Origin of the sequence: Aerococcus sp. NPDC058936 (assembly GCF_042741995.1) — a bacterium.
Classification (GTDB): Bacteria; Bacillota; Bacilli; order Lactobacillales; family Aerococcaceae; genus Aerococcus.
In genome coordinates, this window is the sequence record NZ_JBHYKZ010000008.1 from 70129 (window position 1) to 95476 (window position 25348).

Consider the following 25348-nt stretch of genomic DNA (forward strand, 5'->3'; position numbering starts at 1 on the left):
AAATGAAAAATGCTAGAAAATTGATTTAAAAAAATACAAATGTGCATTGCAAAATATTGACGTCAAGTCCTAAAAGTGGCGATAAATCTATAAAAAAGGGATGCGCTTACATAGCGCAACCCCCTTTGTTTTAACCAGATTAAAACAAAATTGTATATACAAGTGGTGGTTAGAATTTTCGCCAAGTGGATCTGGATAATAAAATGACCACTGGATAAATTTCTAGACGGCCGATAATCATCCCTACTGACATGACGATTTTTGAAAAATCAGACAAGGACGCATAATCTTGTGACGGCCCTAGTAAATCAAGGGACCCACCGATATTTGAAATAGTGGCAATAGTCGCTGAGAATGCGGATGAAAAGTTCTGTGCATCAAATGACAAAACCACCAGGATTAAAACGAATACGGCTAGATAGGTCATCAGATAGTAAACAATTCCGTAGTGGACATTTTTCTCGATACGTTTGCCGTTATAGGTCATAGGAATCACCCTATTTGGTGCAAGTAAATGCTGGATTTCACGTTTAATAGACCGCAAATAAATGCCTATACGGATAACTTTGAGACCGGACGCTGTAGACCCTGACATGCCACCGACAAACATCAACAATAGAATGGTGGTATGGGCAGCTATCGGCCATTCTAGTATATCTACTGTGGTATAAGCAGTAGTTGACATGATGGACACGATATTAAAGAGCACATCGTGTATCATACGGAAGAAGTTATCGTAATAAGGGATTAAGGCCAAGGAAATAATGGCTAAGGCCCCTAAAATGATATAGATATACCATTTCAACTCTTCGTCTTTAAAGATTTCCTTCCAACGTCTTTCGTAAGCAAGGTAGAAGAAGTTGAAATTTAAACCAAAGGTAAACATGGCGACCAACAAAATCGTTTCAACAACCCTTGAATCGTAATGAGCGATGGAGCTAGGATAGATGTTAAAGCCCCCTGTTCCGGCCGTCCCCATAGACAGTAGCATGGATTCAAACCATGGTACACCGGCCATCCAAAGTAAGACCGCGAATACGACCGTTAGAAGTAAATAAATAAAGTACAAGATATAAATCGATGAGGAGACCCTAGATTCAAGCTTACCTGTCGCTGGTCCCGGTAACTCCGCTCGCATGACGTATACCCCTTTTGCTCCCATATTTGGGACGATATAAAGAAGGAAAATCAACATCCCCATACCCCCTACTAGTAAGGTAAAGGACCGCCAGAACATCAAGGATTCGGGTAATACGTCAAGTGTGTCGACTAGGACACTGGCCCCAGTGGTGGTAAAACCGGATACCGCTTCAAATAAGGCGTCGACAAAGGAATAGACAGCGCCTGACAAATAGAATGGTAAGGCCCCAAACAAGGAAATCAAAAACCAAGATAAGGAGACTAATACGAAACCTTCTCGGGCAAAGAACACGTCTTTCTCTGGTTGTCTAAAGGACATGACTTTACCGACAATAAAGGTAATGATCATGGAGATGACAAAGGATAAGATCACCTTGATACCGTTTTGGTAGATGACAGCTACGAATAATGATGGCAGCATCAATAGCGATAAGACCATGAGTAGCCGGCCAATTAAATATTGAATGTAGGGCCAATTCATTCGCTATCTCTCCTATTCTTGTTTACCACGATGTCATTAAAGTTCCGAATTTGGTCTTCGGTATCGATAACTAGGACATGGTCACCAGGAATAAAGGTATCGTCCCCACTTGGAATAACCATTTCCTTGTTGCGGACGATTAAACCAATCATCAAACCTGGTCTAAAAGTCATATCTTTGATCGGTATGCCAAGGATTTTACAATCTGGGCTCAACACGAATTCTAGGACGGCTGTTTTATTGTCTGATAAACGGGCATAGTGCTCTAACTTATCGGATTGAGTAGAGGCAATTGAGCGAACATGACGGGTTACCGCATCTACAATTGCCTTTCTAGGAGATAAAATCACGTCTAGTTTACTATCATCAATCAACCGGATTAACCCTGGACGGTTGACTTTGGTAATGGTTTTGCGAACGCCGGCATTTTTCCCGTATAACGACACCATCAAGTTCTCTTCGTCTGAGTTGGTTAGGGTCAGCAAGAGGTCAAAATTTTCTACTCGCTGTTCATTTAAGACATACTGGTCAGTTCCATCATCATAGATAACTTCTGTATTAGTAAATTGATTAGCTAATTCAGAAGCCCGGTTCTTATCCAGCTCGATCAAACGGGTATGAATCCCCCTAGCATGGAGTACTGGAATCAGATAGTGGTTAATCCGGCTTCCCCCAACAATTAGGGCGGATCGATATCGTTTGACTTTCTTATGGCCAGCAGCAATGAAAAAGTCCTGTAAAGCTTTACGTTTGGCGAAAATCTCTACAAAGTCCCCTGATAATAAGATTGAATTTCCATCTGGAATAAGGGTTTCCCCGTTACGTTCAACTGCCACCACAATCACTTCTGGAATAAAACGACGAATGTCGCGAATATACTGGTTGACGATTCGTGACTTCTCCATAATCCGCACTTTAATCAGGTGCATACGGTCATGGTAAAAAGGCTCCACAAAGGTTGCTGACGGGTAATCGATGACTTGAATAATATCATTTGCTGCAGCCCTATCCTGGTTAATTAGGTAATCAATGCCAAGATTGGATTGGATAAAACCTTGTTGCGCTGTAAAGGCCTGGTTACGCACGCGGACAATTAAAAAATCTGCTCCCAAAGTTTTGGCAATCATGGCAGAAATAATATTGACCTCATCATGAGGAGAAGCCGCAATAAACACTTGGGCGTTTTGAACATTGGCTTGACGTTGGACTTCAACGTCAACACCGTTACCCACTACCCCCTTGATATCCACCTCATCTATTAAATCATCAATGACCCTCGGATCGTTATCAATTAAGGTCAGGTTGTGACCTTCTTTAATTAACCTATGAAGGATCTCCTCCCCAAGTTTTCCCCCTCCTACAACGACAATATCCATATGTCCTCCTAAAACCTGCGATAAAAGTTATGGTGAGAATGCACAAAATGCCTCCTAAACATATTGTTTGGAAGGCACTTCGCGATTTTACCTAAAGATCTTAATTAAAATGTTGCTTCTAATGGTGGTACAACTTGTTTTTTACGTGATACAACGCCTGGTAAAGCAATTTGGTTGTCATTCACTTGACCGCCAAAGGCTTGTTCAGCATGTTGCATAAAGTCTTCAGAACCTACTAAAAGACCTTCTGAATCACTTGTTAAAATGTTTGTTACCACTAATAAGAATGCAGCATATTCGTTTTCAGATACTAAGTCTTTCATTGCTGAAATCACTTCGTCTTTACGTTTCAAGACATCGTCAACATCGACAACATTGATTTGACCAATACGTACTGGTTTACCGTCCATTTCAAACGATTTGGCATCGCCATCAGCAATTTCACTTGCAGATTTAGCGTCTACGTTTGTACCTGATTTCAATAAAGCTAAACCGTAAGCTTCAACATCGACGCCAGCAATCTCAGCTAAAGCTAAACCAACTTTCTTATCTTTTTCAGTTGTTGTTGGTGATTTGAATAATAAAGTATCAGAGATGATAGCCGATAGCATCAAACCAGCGATTTCTTTAGGGATTTCGATGCCTTTTTCTTGGAACAATTCGAAAATAATTGTTTGAGAACAACCGTACGGTTTTGCAATGAAAGTTAATGGTGCGGCACTTGTGAAATCACCAATTTTGTGGTGGTCAACAACTGAATGTACTTCAACTTCTGCTAAGTCGGCAACTGATTGTTGTGACTCGTTGTGGTCTACTAAAGCAACTGTATCGGTTTGCGTTCCAATAGATTCAATTACACGTGGGGCCTCTTGACCAAATTCATTCAAGGCATAGGCAGTTTCTTCGTTAACTTGTCCTAAAGCAACCGCTTCTGCTTCAAGTCCTTGTTGGTTTAATAAGTAGGCATATGAGATAGCAGATGTAATGGCATCTGTATCTGGATTTTGATGTCCGAAAACTAAAATTTTATTCACGTTTATTGCTCCTTTTTGAATTCAATGATAATCACATTTTAACATAGATTAATTCGAAAAAAGGAACTTTTCGAAAAATCCGAAAAATTCCTTTTAAGTTGATTTTTTGACTTTATTTCAAGTGATAATTGCCTAAAATTCTTGATACACCGCTGGATCTTGGTTGGCTGCACGGCCATCTGGCTTATCTAAACGATCAAATACGGCCAAGTCTTCTTCATCCAGTTTGAAGTCAAAGAAGTCTAAATTTTCAATTTGACGCGCTTTCTTGCTTGATTTAGGAATTGGCATAGCCCCTAGCTGGGTTTGCCAGCGTAAAATAGTTTGACCAGCCGACTTACCGTATTTAGCAGCTACCGCTTTGATGTCTTCATTTTCTAAAACTGACTTATCAATTTTTTCATTTGCCCGAACAAAAGGTGACCAAGATTGAGTAATAATGCCCTTCTCCTCATGGTAAGCGCGTTGCGTTTTTTGTTGGAAGTAAGGGTGCATTTCTACTTGGTTAACAACCGGTAAGACACCAGTTTCACGATCAATGCGGTCAATATGTTCTGGTAAGAAGTTGCTGACACCTAGATTTTTGATGTAGCCACGTCTTTGGGCTTCAATCAGTGCTTGCCAAGCTTCAACATAGTGGTCTTCTTTTGGATTTGGCCAGTGAATCAAGTAAAAGTCATAGTAGTCTAAGTTAGCCCGCATTAATGATTCTTGAATAGTCACTAAGGCATCATCATATTTGTGGTAACGACCTGGTAATTTTGAAGCTACTTGAATCTCGTCTCTTGGAATACCAGATCGGCGAATAGCTTCACCTACTGTTGCTTCATTTTCATAGTTGTAGGCTGAATCTAGGTAACGGTAACCTACTTCTAAGGCTGACTGGATAGCATCTACCCCATCATATCCTTTAAGTTTATAGGTACCAAAGCCAATTTGTGGGACTTGGGTTCCGTCATGCGCTGTATAAGTTGGTATTGTCATCGAAAAACTCCCTTCAAATTCAAAGTTCTACTCTTAGTTTACCACTAACTCATTTAAGACCAAATCATTTGCTTGTGCGGGACTTTAAATATTGAAGCAAGGGCAAGCGCACCCTACTTGTTAAACTACTTGTTTTACAATAACGGATACCCCTTGACCGCCACCTACACATAAGGTCGCTAAACCATAAACTGACTGACGTTTTTGCATTTCATGGATCAAGGTAACCAAAATACGGGCGCCTGAAGCACCAATCGGATGACCAAGGGCAATTGCACCACCATTCACGTTAACCTTGTCAGCTGGCAATTCTAGGCTTGTGGTTACACATAAAGCTTGGGATGCAAAGGCTTCATTGGCCTCAATTAAATCTAGTTCTTCTGCCGTAATATTGGCCTTTTCTAAGGCCTTGATTGTTGTTGGGATTGGGCCTGTCCCCATAATTGAAGGATCTACACCACCCGTTGCGTAAGAAGCAATAGATACCATGGGTTTAAGCCCTAGTTCATCGGCCTTACGCTTAGACATCAAGACAAGCATTGCTGCTCCATCATTGATACTTGATGAATTACCTGCTGTCACTGTTCCCTCCTCTTTAAAGGCGGGGTGCAATTTACCCAAACGTTTTGCTGTAATACCCGAACGTGGCCCCTCATCTTCAGTCACAACTTGAGTGCCATTTTTTTGTTGGATGGTCACTGGGACGATTTCATCGGCAAAACGTTCAGCTTCTTTCGCTGCAACAGCCTTGATTTGGCTAGCGGCTGCAAATTCATCTTGTGCTTCACGGGAAATCCCGTATTGGTTTGCAATATTTTCTGCTGTAATCCCCATCGCTTCGTTTGAAAAGGCATCAGTTAGACCATCGTTTTGCATTGTGTCAATCATTTGACCGTTGCCCATACGCTGACCCCAACGAGCGGAATCAACCACGTAAGGTGCACGAGTCATATTTTCCGTACCACCTGCGACAACAATTTCAGCATCCCCAAGCATGATAGCTTGTGCGCCCATCATGACAGTACGCAATCCTGAACCACAAACTTGGTTAATGGTTACGGCAGTTGATTCGTTAGACAAACCTGATTTTAGGGCGACTTGGCGGGCAACGTTTTGGCCAAGTCCTGCACTTAATACATTCCCCAATATCACTTGCTCAACTTTTGTTGGGTCTAAATCAATTGAAGCGAGTGTTTCTTTTAATACTTCCACCCCTAAATCAACGGCTGAAATGCCTTTAAATTGGCCACCAAATTTTCCAATTGCAGAACGTTTCGCTGCAACAATGACTACTTCTTCCATAAAACTCTCCTTTATCATTTATTCATTTTCTTGAGTTAAATACGTGAATAAATGTTTATCTCTTTCATTATAGCGAAGACTGCTACTAATATCTAGTTATGAATACTAAGTTAAGTAATTATCGTTTTTTCTCTAATCTTAGCCTATAACAAAACGTCTACCAAAACAATAAAATTTTGGCAGACGTTCGGATTCTTAATTGAAAATTTATTTTTCAGGATTAAAAGACGTGAAGTCGATCAACGGCGTTACTAAACTAATTTGACCATGTTCTTTCTCGTCTACAAGCATAGATCCGTTTGAATAACGGTTGGCAATTGCCACGTCACCAGCTCTAAAGGTTTCCCGATGAGATTCGCTTGTAACAACTTCAAACATTTGATTAGTATCAATGACTTCAAAGGCAGCAACAAACCGATGTGGGTTTGATTTCAATTCTTTTAAGGCCACTAAACCACGCTTAGCACGACCAAGAACGTTAATTTCAGACCATTTCAATCGTTTCATATGCCCTCTTTGGGTCACCATCATCAATTGCAAGTTATCCTCTGGAACAGCTGCGTATGCCAATCCAACCACATAATCATCTTGTTTCAGGTTAATGGATTTAACCCCTTTAGCACGCGCACCAACAATTGAAATTTCATCAATACTGTATCTTAAGGTAAAACCAAAATGCGTTACTAAGATAACTTGGGCTTGGCTTTGGTCAGTTGTGCCGTCAATACGGTAGACACCAATTACTTGGTCAGTGTCAGAAGATAAATTCATCGCTAAAGATGATTTGTTTTTATGACCGCGGAATTCTTTGAATTCTGACAAGGCCGTTTGTTTAATCATACCAGCCGCTGATGCGAGCAAGAGGTTATCTTTGCTATTTTCATCGTATTTAAAGACACCGATAATTGATTCGTCACTCGCAAAAGCAATTCTTTGCGAAACATGCTCCCCTAAGTCTTTCCAACGGATGTCTTGTAATTCATAAACTGGTTGGAAGATGTAGTTCCCTTTATTGGTTATGAATACTAATTGATCCAAAGTAGACATTTTTTCAAGGAATTGGACATGATCTCCGTCCCGTAAACCAACTTCTTCAATACCAGAAGCTTTAAACGACCGCAGACTAGATCGTTTGATATAACCACCGCGGGTAACTACAACGACAACGTCTTCTTCAGGAATTAATAATTGTTTCTTCACGATGACTTCTTGGATTTCGTCTTGAATCTCAGTGCGACGTTCAGAAGCATAAGCTTTCTTAATCGCTTTGAGTTCAGACTTCATCCGGCCGTATAGGACTTTGTCGTCAGATAAGATCGCTTGGTAAGCAGCAATATCTTCGTTTAATTGTAGTCGTTCATTCTCCAAGGCAGTAACGTCTGTATTAGTTAAACGGTACAATTGTAGGCTTACGATAGCTTCTGCTTGGGCTTCTGAAAAATCAAAAGCTTCAATCAAGTTGTATTTAGAGTCTGATTTATTCTTAGAATTTCTAATCGTCGCAATCACTTGGTCTAAAATAGACATAGCTTTGACCAACCCGTCTACGATATGTAAACGACGTTGGGCCTTGTTTAAATCAAAGGTTGTCCGACGACGAATAATTTCATACCGGTGGCCGATATAAGCATTTAAAGCTTCTCTAATCCCGACTAATTCAGGACGTTGGTCATTAATGGCCACCATGTTGAAGTTATAGTTAATTTGCAGATCAGAATTTTTGTAGAAGTAGTTTAGGATCGCCTCAGAACTCGCATCCTTTTTCAATTCAATCACGATTTGTAGGCCGTTACGATCTGTTTCATCGCGAACTTCTTGAATCCCGTCAATTGACCGGTTCAACCGTAACTCATCCATCCGGCGCACTAGGTTAGCCTTATTCACTTCATATGGAATTTCCGTGATCACGATTTTCTCTTTACCACCGCGATCTGTTTCAATATCGTGTTTAGACCGAACAACGACTTTCCCGCGTCCAGAAGTATAAGCTTTCTTCAACTCTTCTTTCCCTTGGATAATAGCCCCTGTTGGGAAATCTGGACCAGGAACAAAGTCCATCAACTTGTTGATTGTGGCATTTGGATGGTCGATTAAATAAGTTGTTGCATCAATAATTTCACCTAGATTATGCGGCGGAATTTCAGTGGCGTAACCCGCTGAAATTCCAGTTGCCCCGTTAACCAAAAGGTTTGGGAAACCTGCCGGTAAAACAGTTGGTTCTTCAGCCGTGTCATCAAAGTTTAGGATCATTTCGACCGTGTCTTTATCAAGATCACGCAATAATTCATCGGCAATCTTTGATAAACGGGCTTCTGTATACCGCATGGCAGCTGCAGAGTCACCGTCCATAGACCCGTTATTCCCGTGCATTTCTACTAAAACTTCACGGTTCTTCCAGTCTTGAGACATTCGGACCATGGCTTCATAAACTGATGAATCACCGTGTGGGTGGTAGTTACCAATTACATTACCGACTGTTTTGGCCGATTTACGGAAGTTTGAAGAAGAAGTATTCCCCTCTTGAAACATCGCGAATAAAATCCGGCGTTGTACTGGTTTTAATCCATCCCGAATATCAGGTAGCGCCCGGTCTTGGATGATGTATTTAGAATACCGTCCAAAACGGTCACCCATTACCTCTTCTAATGTTAATTTTTGAATTTCAACCATTAATAATCACCATCTTCATCGAATAAATTAATTTGCCCACCAGCTAAGTCATCCACATCTTCGTTAGCAGTGACACTGGTTTGATTTTGGTTTTCTAAAATCTCGACAACTTCCTCCTTGTCGCCAGCATCATTATCTGAGGCATTTTCAAGTAGGGTATCTTCTTCATCCATGGTGAAGGCCACATTGTCTTCAATCCATTTCCGTCTGGGTTCAACCTTATTCCCCATTAAAACAGATACCCGTTTTTCAGCTAGGGATAAATCGTCAATTGTTACCCGGACTAGGGTACGTGTTTCAGGATCCATAGTCGTTTCCCATAATTGGTCCGCATTCATCTCACCCAAACCTTTGTACCGTTGTAAGATATAGCCTTTGCCGACTTTATCAGTCACAGTTTTTAACTCGTCATCCGTCCAAGCATATTCAGTGATCTCGTTTTTCCCTTTACCCTTAGACACCTTATACAATGGTGGCATAGCAAGATAGACTTTACCCGCCTCTACTAAAGGTTTCATATAGCGGAAGAAGAAGGTTAACAGTAGCACCTGGATATGGGCCCCATCGGTATCGGCATCGGTCATGATGATGACTTTATCGTAGTTGGCATCCTCAACCTCAAATTCAGCCCCAACACCTGCACCAATGGTATAGATAATGGTGTTCAACTCTTCATTTTTTAAAATATCTTGTATGCTGGCTTTTTCAGTGTTTAATACCTTACCACGTAATGGCAAGATCGCCTGGAATTTACGGTCCCGCCCTTGTTTAGCCGAACCGCCGGCAGAATCCCCCTCCACTAGGAAAAGTTCATTCTTCTTGGCGTTACGTCCCTGTGCAGGGGTTAATTTACCAGATAATAGGACTTCCTTACGTTTCCCCTTAGCGCCACGTGACGCTTCACGGGCTTTACGGGCAGCATCTCTTGCTTCACGTGCTTTTAAAGCTTTACGGACCAGCATTTGTGCTGTTTCTCCGTTTTCAATTAGATAAACTGCTAAGTTTTCAGATACGATTTTATCAGAAGCTGAACGCGCTTGTGGTGTTCCTAATTTAGACTTGGTTTGCCCTTCAAACTGCAAGATTTCTTCAGGAACCCGTAGCGATAAGACAGCTGTATACCCTTCTCGTACGTCAGATCCTTCAAGGTTCTTTTCTTTAGTCTTCAACAAGTCCACCTTACGGGCGTATTCATTGAAAGACTTAGTTAAACCTGTTCGCATCCCCGATTCATGGGTCCCGCCATCTGCAGTTCTTACATTATTGACGAAGGATAAGACGGTTTCCGAATAGCCATCGTTATATTGGAAGGCCAATTCGATCTCAATCCCGTTTTCAACCCCTTGGAAAAAGACGACATCATGTAAAACGTCCTTGTCTTCATTTAAGTAATCGACAAACGCCTTGATCCCTTCTGCATAATGGAAGGTTTCCTCAGTTTCGTTGATTTCATCAATAAAGTCGATACGTAAGTCTTTTAATAAAAAGGCTGATTCCCGTAAGTGTTCCCGAATAGTTGAGGGGTCAAATTTAATATTGCCAAAGATTTCAGCATCCGGATAAAATTGAATTTTAGTGCCGGTGTTTTTGCTTTTAAAGACTTTTGTTTTGGGTTTGCTTGGTTTACCACCATTGGTAAATTCTTGGTAGTATTCCTTGCCATCCCGGTGAACTGTGGCAATAAATTTGCTGGACAAGGCATTTACTACAGATGAACCTACACCGTGTAGCCCCCCTGAAGTTTTATAACCTGAACCACCGAATTTACCACCGGCATGAAGGACCGTCAAGATGACCTCAACAGTCGGTTTACCGCTAGTATGTTTACCAATCGGCATCCCACGTCCATTATCAGTAACAATTGCTGAACCATCTTTAGCAAGGGTTACTGTAATATGGTCAGCGTACCCACTCAAGGCCTCGTCAATTGAGTTATCGACAATCTCATACACTAAATGGTGTAAACCACGTGCATCTGTTGACCCGATATACATACCAGGACGTTTTCTAACTGCTTCCAGGCCCTCTAATACCTGTATCGAACTTTCATCATAAGTTGATTTATTATTTTGGTTTGTTGGTTTGGCCAAATCGTTTACCCCACTTTCAATCTTTTTCATCATATATTAAAACCGCTGATTTGCCAAATAGAATCAATATCAATAGGCCCATTTATTTGCGGGCAACTCATCCATTATAGCCTAAAATATTCGAAAGGAAAAAAATTCTTAGAAAAATTTTGATTTTTCATCACTAGCTAATTAGACCTGTAATATTTAAATTTATCTCATATAACTGTATTCTTTCCAATTAATGATATAATAAAAGGAGTCCACAGATTTATTGAAAGGAATTAAATCATGTTAACGATTCTATTACTAGTCGTCGCTTATCTATTGGGGTCTATTCCCTTTGGTTTAGTTGTCGGCAAACTCATCTATAAAAAAGATATTCGCCAATTCGGCTCAGGAAATATTGGTACAACAAATGCCTTCCGAGCTTTTGGCACCACCGGAGGCGTCCTTGTTTTCATCTGTGATATGGTAAAAGGGGCAATCCCCGTCTTACTAGCTATCTGGTTGAATCCTGGCTTACACCCTTTACTATTTGGTGGCATGGCCATCGTTGGTCACTCATTCCCACTATTCCTGAAATTTAATGGTGGTAAAGCAGTAGCAACCTCGTTCGGTGTAGTTTTAGCCTATCAGCCGGTATTTGCCTTGATTTCAATCGCATCATTTTTTGTATCCTTATTCATCACGAGTATGGTAAGCTTCTCTTCAATCTTTGCAGTGATTTTTGCAACGATTTTAAGCTTATTCTACCAAGACTTGGGCTTAACAATTGCGACTGTTTTAGTTTTAATTCTAGTTGTTGTCCGTCATAAAGATAACATTAAACGGATTCGTCAAGGGACAGAGTCAAAAGTACCCTTTGGTTTAAACAAAGGCAAGAAAAAATAAATCAATCAAAATCAATAAAATAAAGAGCGATCCCAGATTTGTACTTCAACAAGCTAATCTTTGGGATGCTCTTTTTTCTTTTTGGCATGGGGATGAAACTGTAGGTAGTTGTCCCGTAATTTTTCTTTTGATAAATGGGTGTAAATTTGTGTAGTGGATAAGGAAGCATGGCCTAGTAGTTCCTGAACAGTTCTTATATCCGCCCCATTGTTGAGTAAATGAGTGGCAAATGAATGTCGCAATTTATGGGGGTGGATGGACAAGGTGGTGGCTGACTTTTTGACCATTTGGTCTAAAATGTAGGCAATTCCCTGGCTAGTCAACTGTTCGCCCTTGTAATTGACGAACAAGAACATGTGTTCGTTATCCTCGTAATGTCCCTTAGCCATGAGCTGGCTTCTGCCATTTTCCAGGTAATCTACTAAGGCGTCGTGGCAAAATGACCCAATTGGTACATATCGGTCTTTGTTGCCTTTCCCACGCAAGAGGACCATATCGGCTGTTAAGTCTACTTGATTGATGGCTAAGTCTCTTACTTCAGAAACCCGGGCTCCTGTCCCATACAAGAATTCTAACAAGGCACGGTTTCTAAGGGCAATTGGATCGTTTCCTTGGACAGAATCAAATAATGACTGAATTTCTGATTCGTAGAAAAAATCAGGCAATTTAAGGCCTGTTTTAGCAGTTTTCACATAATTAAATGGGTTTTCACTGACCAATTCACGATCAAGCAGCAAATTGTAGGCAGAACGCAAACTGGATAGGTGGCGGGAAATAGATTTCCTTGACAGACCACCCCGCTGCAAATTACCTAGGTAGATCCGGATATCCCTGTAAGCCACTTGGTCTAATTGGGCTATACCCGCATCCTTCATAAATGCTTGAAAGTTGTCTAAATCAGCCATGTAAGCCTTAATGGTTTCTGGTGAATATTGTCTTTCATGGGTTAAATAGTCGCTGAATAAACTTTTAATGTCATCTTTTGGCATTAAAAAACACCCTCTCTATTAGTGGCTAAAATATACCACAACAAAAAGGATGTTTTCAAATTTTGACATCATTATTAGAAGGCTTACGCTTCTACTGCTTCACCTTTTTGCACGTCTTCTTCGTAGTCACCGTTTGGACAAACGATTTGTTTACCACCACGGATTTTCTTCTCAACCAAGTAATGGTCACATTTTGGACATGCACGACCGATTGGTTTGTTCCAGTCAGTGAAGTCACAGTCTGGGTATCTAGAGCAACCGTAAAAGATACGATTTTTCTTCGATTTACGTTCAACTACTTGACCTTCATGACATTTCGGACAAGTTACACCTATCTCTTTTACAATAGCTTCGGTGTGGCGACAGTCTGGGAAGTTGGCACAAGCATAGAATTTCCCAAAACGACCCATTTTAATGACCATTTCACCGCCATCAACTGGACATTTAAAGCCAGCTGGTTCATCTTTGATTTCAATTTTTTCCATTTCCACTTCCGCTTTTTCAAGCTCTTTATGGAATGGTTTAAAGAAGGCATCAATGACTTCAACCCATTCTTTTTGGTCTGTTTCAATTTCATCTAATTCTTTTTCAAGATCAGCTGTAAATGATGTATCCACGATTTCTGGGAAGAATTCAGTGATCATCTTATCGACAATTTCACCTAGTTCAGTTGGTTCAAATCGTTTGGCTTCTAATTTTACGTAGTAGCGCTTAATCAGTGTTTCGATGGTTGGTGAGTATGTTGATGGACGACCAACGCCATCTTCTTCTAGTTTCTTGATTAAAGAAGCCTCTGTATAGCGAGCTGGTGGTTGGGTGAAGTGTTGACTTGGTTCTAAGTCTTTAGACTTCACTGTTTCACCGTTAACTAATTCTGGTAAGATATTGTCTTTGTTGTTGGCTTCTGTATAAACTTTTTGGTAACCTTCAAACTTAATTTTAGAACCATTTGCTCTAAAAGTCGCTTGGTTTTGTACCAAATCAGCAGATACAGTGTCATAGATGGCTGGTGCCATTAGACTAGCCATAAAACGAGACCAAATCAATGAGTACAAACGGAATTGATCACGAGACAAGTAATCTTTAATAGCATCCGGTGTCCGGTCAGCTGATGAAGGACGAATCGCTTCATGGGCATCTTGTGACCCTTGGGCTTGCTTACTTGCTGCTTGGTAACCTAAATATTCCTTACCATAAGTATTGGTAATATATGATTTTGCACCGGCTTTGGCTGAATCAGAGATACGAGTTGAATCGGTACGCATATAAGTAATCAAACCTACTGGCGCTCCGCTGCCTAGTTTGATCCCTTCATATAGTTGTTGGGCTACCATCATAGTTTTACGGGTCCGGAAGTTTAATTTTTTTGCCGCTTCTTGCTGCATTGATGAGGTGGTAAAAGGTTTTTGCGGGTTACGCTTACGTTCCTTTTCCGTCACGTTTTCAACTGTGAAGTCTTGCGTTTTAATTTCCGCCATGAACGCTTTAACGTCCGCTTCGTTTTTCAAATCAAGTTTTTTACCCTTGAATTTTGAAGCATTAGCTTTAAAGGTCTTACGGTCTTTAATAAATGACCCTTCAACTGTCCAGTACTCCTCAGGTTTGAAAGCACGGATTTCATTTTCCCGGTTGATAATCATATGTAAAGCAACGGATTGTACCCGACCAGCGGATAATCCTTTCTTTACTTTCTTCCATAACATCGGGGATAAATTATAACCTACTAAACGGTCTAACACACGGCGTGCTTGTTGTGCGTCTACAAGGTCCATATTAATTGGACGTGGGTTTGCGATTGCCTCTTTAACAGCTTCTTTGGTTACCTCATTATAGGTTACACGGATTGGGTCTTCAGGGTTTAAGCCTAAGATGTGGGCTAAATGGAAGGCAATTGCTTCCCCTTCACGGTCCGGGTCACTCGCAAGAAAGACTTTTTCAGCTTTCTTTGCATCTTTACGTAACTCTTTAATTAAAGGCCCTTTACCACGGATGTTAATATAGTCCGGTTCATAGTCATTCTCAATATCAATACCCATACGCGATTTTGGTAAATCACGTAAATGACCTTTGCTGGCTACAACTCTATAATTTCTACCTAAGTACTTATCTATAGTTTTGGCTTTCGTCGGAGATTCTACGATTACTAAATATTTATATGCCAACGACAAGCTCCTTTCTGATATCCATTTCTAAATCGCTTTACATATTATGCTAGAAGAATAGCATTTGTCAAATATGAAAATTAATTGCTACAAATGAATATATAACCTAAAGTTAAAATTAGCAAGCAAAATATGCACAATTTATATAGAAGAAAGTTGTTTGTTGGCAAATTGACAGGCAAAGATTAAGTTTTCCTATACATTGAAAAATAAATCGCGCAAGATTTCTGAACCCTGTAATGCCGGCGTTGCGCCGTAGTAAATTAATTGATTGGTCCCTGCAGATAAAGGGTTCGAAATAGGCCCTGGTACTGCAAAAACCTGTCTATTTTCTTGTAAGGCATAATTAGCTGTAATTAAAGAGCCAGATTTTTCTGCCGCTTCAATAACCATAGTCGCTTGACTAAGTCCGGCTATAGCTAGATTTCGGTAAGGGAAATGCCAGCGTTGAATTTTAGCGTGGTTGGGTAGTGGTGAAACGAGCAAATGATTTTGGGCAATGGCTGCCTGCAACTTTAAGTGGTCACTTGGGTATGTAGTCAACAAGCCTGTGCCAATAACGGCAATAGTATCACCATGTGCCATTGCACGTTTGTGGGTATAGGCGTCCACCCCTTTAGCTAAGCCAGAGACAATGACCACTGCTTCACTTAATTCAGGAATCAATTGGTCAATAGCTGACTTACCGTAAGTAGTCATTTGTCTAGACCCCACAACAGCCATTGCTGGTTTTTGAAAAATCGCTACATCACCCTGACAAAATAAAACTAAATTAGGTTGGTAGGTTTGCAGTAAGGCCTTTGGATATGTTTGCGTATTGAGGATGGTCACCGGTTGAATATGATAACGTTTATACAATTTTCTAAAATAAGCAAGTGAATACTTTTGCTTAAACCGTCCCCAAGCCTTTAATTTCTGTGTATCTTGAAGACCTTGTATATGCCTGTCTAAGTCTTCGACACTAGTCACTTGGGCTTGAATCATATCGGCCAATTCCCGGTAGGTAAATATACCAGATTCAAAGGCATAGACTAACATTGATTCCGTCATAGCTAAGACATCTTCCTCATTTTTAAGCATCATATCAATATATGGATTTTCAATTTCAAATAACAAAAAACCACCCCTTTACATGTATATACGTAGGAGGTAGTTGAATTTGACTAATTAGAATGATTTATTTTTACAAATAATTTTTCACCGGCGCAAAGGTCTTGCGGTGAATGGGACTTGGACCATATTTGTCTAAGCCATCTAAATGTTGTTTAGTTCCGTACCCAGCATTGGCTTCAAAACCGTATCCTGGATATAGGTCTGCATATTCTGCCATCAATTTATCCCGGTATTCTTTGGCATAAATGGACGCTGCTGCAATGGCATAAACCGTCGCATCGCCCTTAATAATAGCTTCTTGAGGCGCCTTCTTGTAGTCATTCAAATGGACCGCGTCGATTAAGACATAATCAGGTGCCGGATGCAATTGGTCTAAAGCAGACATCATGGCTTGCTTTGTGGCAATTAAAATATTTGTTTGGTCAATGTCTTCAGCCGTTTGGATCCCGATCGTTTTTGCGATGGCATATTTTTCAATATCTGCCACCAAGGCTTGGCGTTTTGCGTGGGATAACTGTTTAGAATCATTAAAGTAGACAGGTGGCATGTCACTAGGCAAAATAACAGCACTAGTGACAACCGGACCTGCTAAGGGACCACGTCCAACTTCATCCACCCCAGCAATCAATTGATAGCCTTGCTGACGTAATTCGTTTTCTCGCGTTTTTAGCTGTTCAATCTGGTCTAAGATGGCTTGTTGCTTAAGTAAGGCCTTGTCATAGCGTAATAAGGCATTTTGCACCCCTTTACGGCTATCTTCTCGTAAAGCTTGTACGTAGACTGGATCAACCTCATTTGAGGCCAAGTAGGTTTGAATTTGGCCGATTTTTAAATTGCCTAAGTCAGCTAAGTCAAAAGCTGTCTTTTTCTCGTCAGTCATTTAATCACTTACCTCAATATTTTCTGAAATTTGGTATTCTTCAATCCGGTCTAGGGTCATGCGACCCAATTTACCGTCTCGATAGTCACGGATAATCTTGTCTGAAGCCCGGTCGTAGTCTTCTAACATGCCCATACGCTTGGTTAAGGCCATCAATAGGTCTGGATACGGCGGGTGGACGTCTTCAGCCTCGATTGGGTAGTGGCTGCTGATAGCATCCGGGTAATAATGTAGGAAGAATTCTAGGGCGAATAAAGCGACGTCATCCTTATAGAAATGGGTGTCTTTAATCCCACCAGTTAGGGCCAATTTGTCGGCTACTTCCTGGTCTTCAAATTTCGGCCATAAGATACCTGGTGTGTCCAATAGTTCAAAATCTTTATCGATTTTAATCCATTGTTGGCCTTTTGTAACGCCTGGTTTATTCCCTACTTGGGCTTTCTTTTGCTTGGTAAACTGGTTGATAAAGGTTGATTTACCAACGTTTGGAATCCCAATAACCATTACCCGGATCGATTTGTGTAGAATCCCTTTGTTGCGCCACTTGTCTTGGATATCCTGGGTAAAGTCTTTTAGAGCTTGGCGGAAAATTTTCATATCACCTAGTTTTTTAGAATCTAAAGCGATTGCTAATTTGTTTTCGCCACTAAGGGCTTTGACCCATTCTTTGGTTTGTTGCGGGTCGGCCAAATCTTGTTTATTTAAAACAATCATGTGGCGTTTATTTTTAATGATTTCATCTAACATGGGGTTCATACTGGCTGTTGGAATACGGGCGTCCCTAATTTCAAGGACGATATCCACTGCACTAAGTTGACTTTGAACCTCTTTTTTTGCCTTAGCCATATGGCCAGGATACCATTGAATATGTGCCATGGTTAAGCTCCTTTCATTTAAAAAAGTTGGCGTACTTAGCCAACTTTTTAATGCATATTTGTTACTGTGTTTATACCTATCTATTACTATTGTACACTACCGAAGTCGGAAAATGGCCAATATCTAAAGTGAGTTGTTCCTTCCACGCTGTCAGCATCAATAAAACCGAAGTAACGAGAGTCATGAGATACTTCCCGGTTGTCTCCTAATACGAAGTACATGCCTTCTGGCACAGTTGTTTCGCCGGTAATTTCTTCAAGGGTGAAGTCGTTGGTAAAAGTTGTATCATTTGGGAATCGTTCAAAGTAGTGTTCCTTAATAGAATCTAAATAAGGTTCATCAATCGCTTCGCCGTTGATATATAAAACATCATCTTTGTATTCAATTGTGTCACCTGGTACCCCGATAATTCGCTTCACATACTCGTCGCCAGACCCGTCTGGCGCTGGGAAAACGACAATATCTGATTGGTCAATTTCATCCGTTAAACTTAGGACAAACCGGTCCCCATCTATCATTGTGTTAGCCATCGAATCGCCGTCAACTCTAAATGGATAGAAGAAATATGTTCTTACCACCCAGAAGATAACAAGCGCGACCACAACAGAAATCACAACTGAAAATACTTCATCAAAAAACTTTTTCATAAGGTCAATCCTTTTCATTGGGTTCTATTACCCATTCTTTTAGCATATTCATTTGTACCTATAGCACCCTACTATTTTAGCGCTTCTGTCCTTATTATTCCAGAACTTCTACTGCTTTGTCTAGTTGGGTGTCATTAGAAGCAATTAATGCTTGGATAGCCGAAATCATGGCATTCGCTGTTTCTGTATCAATCACACCTGTTTCTGCAAGTCCTTGGTCCGCTTGGAAAGCTAGAACAGCACTTGTTGTATCCTCTGCAAAAACAGCATCTGCTTCGCTATCTTGGTAGCCTAAGGCCACTAGAATCGCTTCAATATTTGAAATCGCTTCTGAAGCATCGCCCTCTTGATAAGTTTGACTCGTATCGATTAAAGTTAAAGAAGCGTAATCCGGTAAGCTAGCTTCAATATCCGGCGTGACCCCTGCTTCATTGATCCAAGTACCATTTGGTGTTAACCATTTGGCAATAGTAATTTTCAGTTCAGAATCAGATTGAAGGGAGAAGACATTTTGCACAGTCCCCTTACCAAAGGTTTGGCTACCAACAACTGATATGCCTGCAGATTCTTGTAGGGCTGCAGCTAGGATTTCTGAAGCTGAAGCAGACCCTTCGTCTACTAATAAGACCACATCTTCATCAACCTGGAAATCGCCGTAATCAGCGTCTGATGCTTCATATACATAAGGATCCGCATCTTTTTCCTGGACTTGCATAATGGTATCTCCATCATTTAAGAACATATTGGCGATTTGTAAGGCAGATGTTAATAAACCACCTGGGTTGCCGCGAACGTCTAAGATAAATTTCTCCGCTCCTTGTGATCTTAAGTCTTCAATAGCTGTAACCAATTCATCGTATGTTGGAGTCGAAAAACTCGTAATTTGAACATAACCAGTGCTTACTTGCCCTTCTAACATTTCGTAATAAACGGTTTGAATTGGCACAGTATCTCTTGTGACAGTCACGTCAAAAGTATCTTCACCACGTTGAATCGTTAAAACAACATCACTGCCTGCTTCACCGCGGATTAAAGCGACTGCTTCGGTTGCGGTATAGCCTTGAATAGACTCTCCGTCAACGGCTGTGATGATATCATTGGCCATTAAGCCGGCTTCTTCAGCAGGGGACCCTTTAATTGGGCTGACAATTTGAATGTAGTCGTCTTTTTCCATAATCTCAGCCCCGATACCTTCAAATGACCCTTCGATGGTCTCATCTAATTGTTGGGCTGATTGATCGGTTAAATACTGAGAATATGGGTCTTCTAGGACTTCTGTCATCCCAGATATAGCCCCGTCAACCACCGCATCTCGGTCCACATCTTCCACGTAGTCTCCCACAATGGTAGAGAAGGCAGCTTGAATTTTCTGGATTTCACTGGTGGTTAGCGCCGTACTTGAAGACCCTGTAATAACACTTTGACCAGGCAAACGACCAGTTAAGACGTAAGATGTCCCAACAAAAGTTCCCCCACCAACGATAAGGATGGTCAGGATATAAACTAGCCAAGAAATACCGCGTTTTTTAGGTTTTTGGTCATTATCAGGCTCATGTCCTTCTAGACCACTTGCATCTGTGTGGCTTTGACCACTTGAATAAACTTCTTGCTCAGTAACTGCTTTTTTATCTAATTGTTCATTGTTATTTACTTTGTTTTTTAAATCTTCATTTTCTGACATATGATTCACTACTTTCTGATAGACATGTTGGTCTCAAATATTTACCCAATATTTCCTCCTACACCAGATATTTATCGGCGTAGGATTGCCAAACTTCATCAAATGTCGATACGTAATTAGAATAGCGTTGGTTTAATTCAATATAATTGCTAATTGTTTCAAAATCGCTAGCTGATTTCGGAAAATCGCCATCTAAAAAGACCAGCTCAGCAAACTGCGCCTGCTGGTCACTCTCTAGTAAATCGGCATTTCTAAATATTTGTACATAATGATAAAAGGACTGCGTAATCATCACTCTTTCTAATAGTTGACTATATTACTGGTTACCTTCCGCCTCTGTCGCGATTTGTTCCTCGATATAGGTCAATGGCACATCCAGTAAGATGTTGATTTCATCGTTAGCCAAGTCAATATCACTGGCCCGAATCGCAAAATCCATGTCTTCAGACACTTGGTCCAATCGGATAATAATCTGCTCTTCACCGGATAAAACTTGTAGTGGTAAATCTGTAGGTAGGGTCAATTGAAAAATAGCCAGTACTGTTGAAGTTGGCAATTGTAAGCCCGCCAATTCAATATTAGTCACGTCAATGGCAATATTCCCATCTTCCATGACTGACGGCTGCCCTTGCATGGTATAAGCCACTTGAGTCCCCAATGCGTCTATTAGACCAGCAAATGATACCTGGTCATCCACCGTTAACTGATAAGGTACATCCTCCCCACCGATTACTGCTGATACCAGTCGGTTAAAGGAAATAGTCGACAGGCTGGCTTCAGCTGTAATCGTTTCGTCACTTGCTTCTTCTATCGTTACTGGCTCACTCAAGCTGGCAGTTTCCTGACTCGCTGTTTGGATAAAAAGATAAAAGCCAATGACAGGCACTAAAATAGCCAAAAGTAATAGCCAAAAGGCCCACTTCCAAGGATTGAATGGTTTTTTAGTATTCGTATTCGTTTGCTTAGCCAATTAACTTACTCCTTCTTCTAATCCTCATCCACTTTTCGGTAGAATACGAATTTGTGTGGGTAGGCATTTTTCTCATCTACCATCCCTTCAATCACCTCGTAAGCTTCAAAGTCATCTAGGTTTGGGTCAAAATGGACATCCCCATCAAATTCATGGTTAATTGTTGTCACGCGTAATTCAGAAATATAAGGCCAAAATAGACGGTAAATAGAGTGTCCTCCCATAATAATCACATCTTCTTTTTCAGATAGCGCCAAAATGTTATCGATAGAATCGGTTAATTCAACATCCGTTTGGTCATAGTCTGATTCAAAAGGGGATTTCTGGCGGGTAATGATAATATTGTGACGGTTTGGTAATGGCTTATAATCCAAACCTGCGAATGTCTTACGGCCCATCACAACAGTCTTACCAACTGTTTGGTCTTTAAAAAACTTCAAGTCATTGGGTAAGTACCAAGGTAGTTTGCCACCTTTTCCGATCAAATGGTTGATATCTTGTGCCCAGATTGCAATTAACATAGTAATTCCTCCTTATCAGCTTGTGACAGAAATAGGTCTTGATTGTTATCTATTATTATACCGCTACTGGTGCCTTAATTGCATTATGAGCTTTATAACCTTTAACTTTAATATCATCTTTTTCTAGATCAAAGATAGATTTGCCTTCGCCACCAATTTCTAAAGTCGGTAGGTCAAGTGGTTGACGGCTTAATTGCTCATATACTTGGTCAAAATGGTTGTTGTATATATGCGCATCTCCAAAGGTATGAACATAGTCACCAACCTCTAAACCTGCCTCACGGGCCAATAAATGCGTCAATAAAGCATAAGAGGCGATATTAAATGGTACACCTAAAAAGGCATCGCCAGAACGTTGGTAGAGTTGGCAAGATAACTTACCATCTTGAACGTAGAATTGACTCATTGTATGACAAGGTGGTAAAGCCATATCTGGCACGTCTTCTGGGTTCCAAGCTGAAAGCATTATCCGCCGTGAATCTGGGTTATGTTTCAATTGGTCGATAATATTAGCGATTTGATCAATGGAGTCACCCTCACGTGTCTCCCAATGACGCCATTGTTTACCATAAACATTCCCTAATTCACCAAACTCTTTAGCGAAATCATCATCTTCTAAGATGCGTTGGCAAAATGCTTGTTTCACTTCTTGGTAGACCTTTTTAAATTCTGGGTCAGCGTCAGCTCGTAAACCAAAGTCCGTCATATCTGGTCCTTGATAAGCATCTGATTCAACCCAGCGTTTAAAGGCCCATTCATCCCAGATGTGGTTGTTATTTTCTAATAAATAGCGGATATTGGTATCACCTTTTAAAAACCATAACAGTTCACTCTTGATTAAACCAAAAGGGACTTTTTTAGTCGTTAATAAGGGAAATCCTTCGCTTAAATCAAAACGCATTTGGTAACCAAAAACTGATCTGGTACCTACACCCGTACGGTCGCTTTTATCTTGTCCGTTATCTAAAATGTGTTGTAAAAAATCTAAGTATTGCTTTGCCAAAATCATTGCCCCCTAATTTAATTTGCATCGACTTCTTGCTTTTTATGGCATCATAAAATTTCCAGAACTAATTCTCTAATGTAGACAGGTATTCCCAGTAAGTCATTTTTTCAAGCAAATCATTTTCTTTGCTATCCTTCTCTAATTGCAATTCAGATAGTTTGCCGTAATCATTTCCGTTTTCGTTCATCGCTTGGTCAATGGCTTTAATATCCATTTCCAATTGCTCAATTTCACTCTCAATAACGGTCCAATCCTTCTTTTCTTGCCAAGACATCCGCTTCGCTTTTGGCGTTTCTTCTGTCACTGGCTCAGCAGCTTGTTTGTTTTGCTCACTTTGACTGGCCACTTTCTGCGATTGACTGGCTTGAGTTTTTGCTTCTTTCATTGCGTCTCTATAGTCATGGTAGTTACCATAGAATAATTGTACTGTATTGTCCAAACTATCCACAATAATAAGCTTTTCAACCACCTTGTCTAGGAAATACCGATCATGGGAAACGGTAATTACAGTCCCCTGGAAGGTCTCTAGGTAGTCTTCTAAGACAGATAGAGTATCAATATCTAAATCATTTGTCGGCTCGTCTAAAAGTAAGACATTGGGTCTAGTCATCAATATCTTCAATAGGTATAGTCGTTTTCTTTCCCCTCCTGATAGCGTGCCAATTAACATGCCATGCGATTCACGGGGAAACAAGAATTGCTCTAGCATTTGTGCTGCAGATGCTTGTGTTCCATCATCATAAACGTACTCAGAAGCGATTTCCTGCACGTAGTTGATCACTCGTTTGTCTTCTGGTAGATCGGTAGGGATTTGTTGGAAGTAGGCGATACGGACCGTTTCACCCGTTTTTACTTCACCTGAAAGTGGCGCTTGAATGCCAGCAATGGTATTTAGGAAGGTTGTTTTACCAGCCCCATTATCTCCAATTATCCCAATACGCTCTTTATTCTGTAATAATAGATTGATATTGGTAATTAAAGGCTTATTTGGGTAACCTACCGTTAAGTTATCGAATTCAAGGACCTTATTCCCCAAACGTTGAGTATCTAAATCCACTGTTAATTCGCTATCGTCTGTTGTTTGACTAACTTTTTCTTTCAAATTTTCAAAGCGGTGAATACGGGCTTGTTGTTTCGTGGTTCTAGCTTTTGCCCCTTTACGCATCCAAGCCAATTCACTCTTATACAATTTCTTCTGTTTCGCCATGGTTGCTGCTTCAATCTCATGCTCAGACTGCAATTTTTCCAAATAAATTTGGTAATTACCTTCATATTGCTTCAAGTCGCCCCGGTCCAAGGCAAAGATATGGGTTGTGATTTGATCTAAGAAGTACCGATCATGGGTTACCACTAAGACTGATTTCTTGTAGTTAGCAATGTAGTTTTCTAACCATTCTACCATTTCAAAATCCAAGTGGTTAGTAGGCTCGTCCATCAGTAACAAATCAGGTTCTTCAATCAAAACTTTAGCTAAACCGACACGTTTCCGTTGGCCCCCAGACAAGACTTTAACTTCTTGGGTTAGGTCATGAATACCTAATTTAGATAAGATCGTTTGGATTGTCGTATCCAAAGTCCAAGCGTTTTGCGCATTCATTTCTTGCTCAATTTGCTGAAATTTCTTTTGTAATTGGCTATTTTCTGGATCTAATTGCAAGTCCAAAGTAATTTCTTCATACCGACCAACTAATTGGACGATGGGACTTTCAGAGTGATAAACGGCCTCAAAAATCGTTTGGCTTTCATCTAGCTCTGGATCTTGAGTGACAATGCCCACTGTAAAATCTTTTGGATGTTCGATTTGCCCTTGATCGAGGCTAGATTTCCCCGCAATAATATTTAATAAGGTGGTCTTACCTGAACCATTGGCCCCAACCAACCCAACGTGCTGCCCTTCTCTAATTAAAAAGGAAACATCATTCAATAGTTGTTTCATACCATATGTTTTCGACCAATTTAACGCTTTATAATCTTTCATATATAACCTAGTCCTCTCCGTTCATTCTCTTTTATTTTACCATAGAACAGGGTCTATTCAGAACGCTTTAGCAATTCTTATCTTTAACCCTGACAAACAGTGACTTTCATTTTCTAAAATTGCAATAATTCGGTATAATAAACTAACAAGTTCCCATTGGAGGTAACCATTCATGAATAACAAACGTCGTGTCTATGTATACAACGGATCGTCAGGTTTAGGCTGTCTCAGTCTGATTATGGTCTTAGCCCTAGTCATTTTCCTATTCATATTCTTCACAAAATTGTTTATCCAAATATTCCCGGCCTTATTATTGATCTTGTCAATCATCTTATTAGTCCGCAGTATTTATAACTTATGGCAATGGTGGAAAAAGGACAAGCACGCCCAAGCTGGCGGCTTTATCGAAGTTGATGGCGTCATCGAACCGATTGAAGCGCCAGACAATCAAGCAAAAGACTACCATACACAAAGAATTTTCACATCAATTGTCGGCATTATTCTGGCCTTATTACTGATGAAATACCTATAGTATGAAGGCATTAGAATGCATCACAAAGCTATAACCACTGACA

At 40.5% G+C, this 25348-nt stretch carries 21 protein-coding genes; 2 read left to right on the forward strand and 19 right to left on the reverse strand.

Annotation, left to right across the window (positions count from 1 at the left end; translation table 11 throughout):
• Window positions 1-169: 169 nt before the first annotated feature.
• From ACFW0C_RS07450 to parE, 7 genes are all read right to left on the reverse strand, one after another.
• Entirely contained in the window at window positions 170-1621 is a 1452-nt protein-coding gene (locus tag ACFW0C_RS07450; protein ID WP_378106562.1) for a TrkH family potassium uptake protein, read from the reverse strand.
• Window positions 1618-2997: a Trk system potassium transporter TrkA gene (gene trkA / locus ACFW0C_RS07455; protein WP_378106564.1), complete on the reverse strand. Its 1380-nt coding sequence runs from the start codon at window positions 2995-2997 to the stop codon at window positions 1618-1620. The genes ACFW0C_RS07450 and trkA overlap by 4 nt, the downstream gene beginning before the upstream one ends.
• 104 nt (window positions 2998-3101) lie before the next feature.
• Window positions 3102-4031 carry a manganese-dependent inorganic pyrophosphatase gene (locus ACFW0C_RS07460; RefSeq protein WP_338191371.1) on the reverse strand — a complete coding sequence of 310 codons (930 nt, stop codon included), beginning with the start codon at window positions 4029-4031 and terminating at the stop codon, window positions 3102-3104.
• Between the two features lie 132 nt (window positions 4032-4163).
• Window positions 4164-5015, reverse strand: a complete 852-nt coding sequence (locus tag ACFW0C_RS07465; protein ID WP_378106566.1) for an aldo/keto reductase — start codon at window positions 5013-5015, stop codon at window positions 4164-4166.
• 120 nt (window positions 5016-5135) lie between these two features.
• Entirely contained in the window at window positions 5136-6317 is a 1182-nt protein-coding gene (locus ACFW0C_RS07470; protein WP_378106567.1) for an acetyl-CoA C-acetyltransferase, read from the reverse strand.
• A gap of 207 nt (window positions 6318-6524) precedes the next feature.
• Entirely contained in the window at window positions 6525-8987 is a 2463-nt protein-coding gene (gene parC / locus ACFW0C_RS07475) for a DNA topoisomerase IV subunit A (RefSeq protein ID WP_378106568.1), read from the reverse strand.
• Window positions 8987-11110, reverse strand: a complete 2124-nt coding sequence (gene parE, locus ACFW0C_RS07480; protein WP_378106570.1) for a DNA topoisomerase IV subunit B — start codon at window positions 11108-11110, stop codon at window positions 8987-8989. Before parE ends, parC begins: the two co-directional genes overlap by 1 nt.
• 237 nt (window positions 11111-11347) lie before the next feature.
• Here parE and plsY point away from each other — a divergent pair, with 237 nt between their 5' ends.
• Window positions 11348-11950 (forward strand): glycerol-3-phosphate 1-O-acyltransferase PlsY, encoded by a 603-nt coding sequence (plsY, locus tag ACFW0C_RS07485; RefSeq protein ID WP_338191365.1) that lies wholly within the window; start codon window positions 11348-11350, stop codon window positions 11948-11950.
• 53 nt (window positions 11951-12003) lie between these two features.
• On the opposite strand, the gene xerC is transcribed toward plsY, so the two are convergent.
• From xerC to ACFW0C_RS07545, 12 genes are all read right to left on the reverse strand, one after another.
• Entirely contained in the window at window positions 12004-12939 is a 936-nt protein-coding gene (xerC, locus tag ACFW0C_RS07490; protein WP_378106572.1) for a tyrosine recombinase XerC, read from the reverse strand.
• Window positions 12940-13022: 83 nt separating this feature from the next.
• The gene (gene topA / locus ACFW0C_RS07495) at window positions 13023-15101 is read right to left on the reverse strand and encodes a type I DNA topoisomerase (RefSeq protein ID WP_378106574.1); all 2079 of its coding nucleotides are present in this window, start codon (window positions 15099-15101) and stop codon (window positions 13023-13025) included.
• A gap of 195 nt (window positions 15102-15296) precedes the next feature.
• Window positions 15297-16217 carry a DNA-processing protein DprA gene (dprA, locus tag ACFW0C_RS07500; RefSeq protein WP_378106575.1) on the reverse strand — a complete coding sequence of 307 codons (921 nt, stop codon included), beginning with the start codon at window positions 16215-16217 and terminating at the stop codon, window positions 15297-15299.
• A gap of 67 nt (window positions 16218-16284) precedes the next feature.
• Window positions 16285-17094, reverse strand: coding sequence for a ribonuclease HII (locus tag ACFW0C_RS07505; protein WP_378106576.1), 810 nt, complete (start codon window positions 17092-17094; stop codon window positions 16285-16287).
• On the reverse strand, window positions 17095-17970 hold the full coding sequence (gene ylqF / locus ACFW0C_RS07510) for a ribosome biogenesis GTPase YlqF (RefSeq protein ID WP_378106577.1): 876 nt from the start codon (window positions 17968-17970) through the stop codon (window positions 17095-17097).
• A gap of 86 nt (window positions 17971-18056) precedes the next feature.
• Window positions 18057-18617, reverse strand: a complete 561-nt coding sequence (gene lepB / locus ACFW0C_RS07515; RefSeq protein ID WP_378106578.1) for a signal peptidase I — start codon at window positions 18615-18617, stop codon at window positions 18057-18059.
• 94 nt (window positions 18618-18711) lie between these two features.
• Window positions 18712-20298, reverse strand: a complete 1587-nt coding sequence (locus ACFW0C_RS07520; protein ID WP_378106579.1) for a S41 family peptidase — start codon at window positions 20296-20298, stop codon at window positions 18712-18714.
• Window positions 20299-20356: 58 nt separating this feature from the next.
• On the reverse strand, window positions 20357-20590 hold the full coding sequence (locus ACFW0C_RS07525) for a YozE family protein (RefSeq protein ID WP_378106636.1): 234 nt from the start codon (window positions 20588-20590) through the stop codon (window positions 20357-20359).
• A 24-nt stretch (window positions 20591-20614) separates the two neighbouring features.
• Window positions 20615-21268 carry a YpmS family protein gene (locus ACFW0C_RS07530; RefSeq protein WP_378106580.1) on the reverse strand — a complete coding sequence of 218 codons (654 nt, stop codon included), beginning with the start codon at window positions 21266-21268 and terminating at the stop codon, window positions 20615-20617.
• 17 nt (window positions 21269-21285) lie between these two features.
• Complete coding sequence (locus ACFW0C_RS07535; protein WP_378106582.1) at window positions 21286-21789, reverse strand: dihydrofolate reductase; 504 nt, start codon at window positions 21787-21789, stop codon at window positions 21286-21288.
• A gap of 55 nt (window positions 21790-21844) precedes the next feature.
• Window positions 21845-22798 carry a thymidylate synthase gene (locus tag ACFW0C_RS07540; RefSeq protein WP_378106583.1) on the reverse strand — a complete coding sequence of 318 codons (954 nt, stop codon included), beginning with the start codon at window positions 22796-22798 and terminating at the stop codon, window positions 21845-21847.
• A gap of 61 nt (window positions 22799-22859) precedes the next feature.
• Window positions 22860-24773, reverse strand: coding sequence for an ABC-F family ATP-binding cassette domain-containing protein (locus ACFW0C_RS07545; RefSeq protein WP_378106584.1), 1914 nt, complete (start codon window positions 24771-24773; stop codon window positions 22860-22862).
• A 172-nt stretch (window positions 24774-24945) separates the two neighbouring features.
• On the opposite strand from ACFW0C_RS07545, the gene ACFW0C_RS07550 reads away from it, so the two are divergent.
• Window positions 24946-25305 (forward strand): hypothetical protein, encoded by a 360-nt coding sequence (locus ACFW0C_RS07550; RefSeq protein WP_290491519.1) that lies wholly within the window; start codon window positions 24946-24948, stop codon window positions 25303-25305.
• Window positions 25306-25348 lie beyond the last annotated feature (43 nt).

What these genes read in the sequence shown, in the direction of transcription:
- ACFW0C_RS07450 (WP_378106562.1), bottom strand. Translation starts at nt 1,621, where the DNA reads ATGAATTGGCCCTACATTCAATATTTAATTGGCCGGCTACTCATGGTC.
- trkA (WP_378106564.1), bottom strand. Translation starts at nt 2,997, where the DNA reads ATGGATATTGTCGTTGTAGGAGGGGGAAAACTTGGGGAGGAGATCCTT.
- ACFW0C_RS07465 (WP_378106566.1), bottom strand. Translation starts at nt 5,015, where the DNA reads ATGACAATACCAACTTATACAGCGCATGACGGAACCCAAGTCCCACAA.
- ACFW0C_RS07470 (WP_378106567.1), bottom strand. Translation starts at nt 6,317, where the DNA reads ATGGAAGAAGTAGTCATTGTTGCAGCGAAACGTTCTGCAATTGGAAAA.
- parC (WP_378106568.1), bottom strand. Translation starts at nt 8,987, where the DNA reads ATGGTTGAAATTCAAAAATTAACATTAGAAGAGGTAATGGGTGACCGT.
- parE (WP_378106570.1), bottom strand. Translation starts at nt 11,110, where the DNA reads ATGATGAAAAAGATTGAAAGTGGGGTAAACGATTTGGCCAAACCAACA.
- plsY (WP_338191365.1), top strand. Translation starts at nt 11,348, where the DNA reads ATGTTAACGATTCTATTACTAGTCGTCGCTTATCTATTGGGGTCTATT.
- xerC (WP_378106572.1), bottom strand. Translation starts at nt 12,939, where the DNA reads ATGCCAAAAGATGACATTAAAAGTTTATTCAGCGACTATTTAACCCAT.
- ACFW0C_RS07505 (WP_378106576.1), bottom strand. Translation starts at nt 17,094, where the DNA reads ATGACTGACGAGAAAAAGACAGCTTTTGACTTAGCTGACTTAGGCAAT.
- ylqF (WP_378106577.1), bottom strand. Translation starts at nt 17,970, where the DNA reads ATGGCACATATTCAATGGTATCCTGGCCATATGGCTAAGGCAAAAAAA.
- lepB (WP_378106578.1), bottom strand. Translation starts at nt 18,617, where the DNA reads ATGAAAAAGTTTTTTGATGAAGTATTTTCAGTTGTGATTTCTGTTGTG.
- ACFW0C_RS07520 (WP_378106579.1), bottom strand. Translation starts at nt 20,298, where the DNA reads ATGTCAGAAAATGAAGATTTAAAAAACAAAGTAAATAACAATGAACAA.
- ACFW0C_RS07525 (WP_378106636.1), bottom strand. Translation starts at nt 20,590, where the DNA reads ATGATTACGCAGTCCTTTTATCATTATGTACAAATATTTAGAAATGCC.
- ACFW0C_RS07535 (WP_378106582.1), bottom strand. Translation starts at nt 21,789, where the DNA reads ATGTTAATTGCAATCTGGGCACAAGATATCAACCATTTGATCGGAAAA.
- ACFW0C_RS07540 (WP_378106583.1), bottom strand. Translation starts at nt 22,798, where the DNA reads ATGATTTTGGCAAAGCAATACTTAGATTTTTTACAACACATTTTAGAT.
- ACFW0C_RS07545 (WP_378106584.1), bottom strand. Translation starts at nt 24,773, where the DNA reads ATGAAAGATTATAAAGCGTTAAATTGGTCGAAAACATATGGTATGAAA.
- ACFW0C_RS07550 (WP_290491519.1), top strand. Translation starts at nt 24,946, where the DNA reads ATGAATAACAAACGTCGTGTCTATGTATACAACGGATCGTCAGGTTTA.